The following is a 2,172-nucleotide window of genomic DNA, read 5'->3' on the forward strand; positions in this document are numbered from 1 at the left end:
GACGCCTTGGTTGTATGCGAAGGTCGTCGATGCCGGCGGGTCCAAGCTGGTGCTGGGCGCGGAGATCGAGCACGACCCGGCCGCGACCGGGCAGGGGACGGGGCTGATCTGGTCGGGTAAGGGCACGGTCGCCTACGCTTCGGGCGGCAACGCGTGGGTGCAGGTCCCGGCCGGAGCTTTGACGGATGGTATGAAGATCCGTTGGCGGGTGCGTGGTGTCACCACCGCTGGGGCGGAAGGCGAGTGGTCGGCCTGGCAGGTCGCCACTGTTGACGTGTCCAAGCCGGCTGTTTCCGATGCGGGGCTGACTCCTGCCACCAAGGGCGCGGAGTCGTGGACGGCTTCCTCGGCGACGCCGTGGGTGTATGCCAAGGTCAGTGACCTGGACTCGCGTGCTTCGCGGCTCTGGGCGCAGATCGAGCACGACCCCGCTGCGGTCGAGCAGGGCACGGGCCTGATCTGGGAGGGCAAGGGCGCGACCGCCTACGCCTCGGGCGGCAACGCGTGGGTGCAGGTGCCGTCAGGGAAGCTGGCGGACGCGATGAGGGTCCGCTGGCGGGTGCGTGGTGAGACCGCCTCGGGCGTGGCCGGCCCGTGGTCCGACTGGATGTCGGCGGCTGTCGACCAGACGAAACCGTTGGTGGAGTCCTTGGGCATGAACCCGGCTCTTCCGGGTTCCGCTTCGTGGGCGGTGGGATCGCTGACGCCGTGGCTGTACGCGCGGGTGTCCGATCCGGAGAACCGGCCGAGCAAGCTCAACGTGGAAGTGGAGCACGACCCGTCGGCTACCGGCCAGGGAACGGGCCAGATCTGGTCGGGCACCTCCGACAAGGAGTACGCGCCAGGGACGATCGCCTGGGCGGCGGTGCCGGCGGGGAAACTGACTGATGGCTGGCAGGTCCGCTGGCGGGCGCGGGCGACGACGTCTTCGGGGATGTCGGGGCCGTGGTCTGCCTGGGTGTCGGCGCGGGTGGACACGCAGGTGTTCAACACGATCCCGCCGGGGCCGTCGGTCGGCGGCGAGTCCGCGCCTGTCGGTCAGCTGGTCTCCGGGACGTGGATCTTGCCGAGTGCGAGCCCGGTCTTCACCGCCACGATCTCTGACGTCGACCGGCGGCCAGGTGTGCTGGAGGCGGAGGTCGAGCACGACCCGTCAGCGTCCGGCCAGGGTTCGGGGCTGATCTGGTCGGGTCAGGGCAAGACGTTCGCGGAGACCTGTTTCACGGGGGTGGCTTGCGCCGCCTCGCATCAGTCGCCCGCTGTGACCGGAGTGCAGAACGGCTGGCTGATCCGGTGGCGCGTGCGTGCGGTGGTGCAGTCCACGGACGGTTCAGGTGCGCTGGTGCCGGGCCCGTGGTCGGACTGGCAGGCCGCTCGGGTGGACACGTCCAAGCCGGTGGTGTCCGGAGGGGCGGCGTCTCCGGCTCAGGAGGTGTCAGGGTTGTGGACGCTGCCGTCCACAACGCCGTCGTTCTCGGGGTATGGCGCGGATCCGGAGTCGCGGGCGCTGCGGTTGGAAGCGCAGGTCGAGCATGACCCGTCGGCGGCCGGCCAAGGGGCGGGGCTGATCTGGTCGGGCACCGGCGAGACTTACGGCGGCGCGTGCTCGATGTCGGTCAAGTGCTGGGTGCAGTCGCCAGTGGTGACGGCTGGGAAGCTGAAGGACGGGTGGCTGATTCGCTGGCGGGTGCGCGTGTCCACCACTGGCAAGGTGACTGGTCCCTGGTCGGAGTGGCAGGCCGCCCGGGTGGACACGTCCAAGCCGGTGGTGTCGGGACTGGCGGCTTCGCCGGGTCAGGCGGCGTCGGACTTGTGGACGTTGTCTTCTACGCAACCGACGTTCTCCGCGTATGGGGTGGATCCGGAATCGCGGCCGCTGCGGCTGGAGACGCAGGTCGAGCATGACCCGTCGGCGGCCAGTCAGGGTTCGGGGTTGATCTGGTCCGGTACGGGTGCGGTTTATGGTGGCGCCTGTACGGCGTCGATCCCCTGTTGGGTGCAGTCGCCGGTGGTGACGGCTGGAAAGCTGAAGGACGGCTGGTTAATCCGCTGGCGGGTGCGGGCATCGACGTCGGGCAGCGTGGCCGGCCCCTGGTCGGAGTGGCAGGCCGCTCGGGTGGATGCCTCCAAGCCGGTGGTGTCGGGGCTGGCTGCGTCTCCCGGGCAGGCGGT

1 protein-coding gene is annotated in these 2,172 nt (G+C 70.0%); it reads left to right on the forward strand.

Going from position 1 to position 2,172, the window contains the following annotated elements:
* Positions 1-2,172 (forward strand): hypothetical protein (locus tag FXF51_RS61705; RefSeq protein ID WP_187415215.1); only part of this gene is annotated, 2,172 nt, incomplete at both ends.

The sequence above is a fragment of the Nonomuraea sp. PA05 genome (assembly GCF_008086045.1).
Classification (GTDB): domain Bacteria; phylum Actinomycetota; class Actinomycetes; order Streptosporangiales; family Streptosporangiaceae; genus Nonomuraea; species Nonomuraea monospora.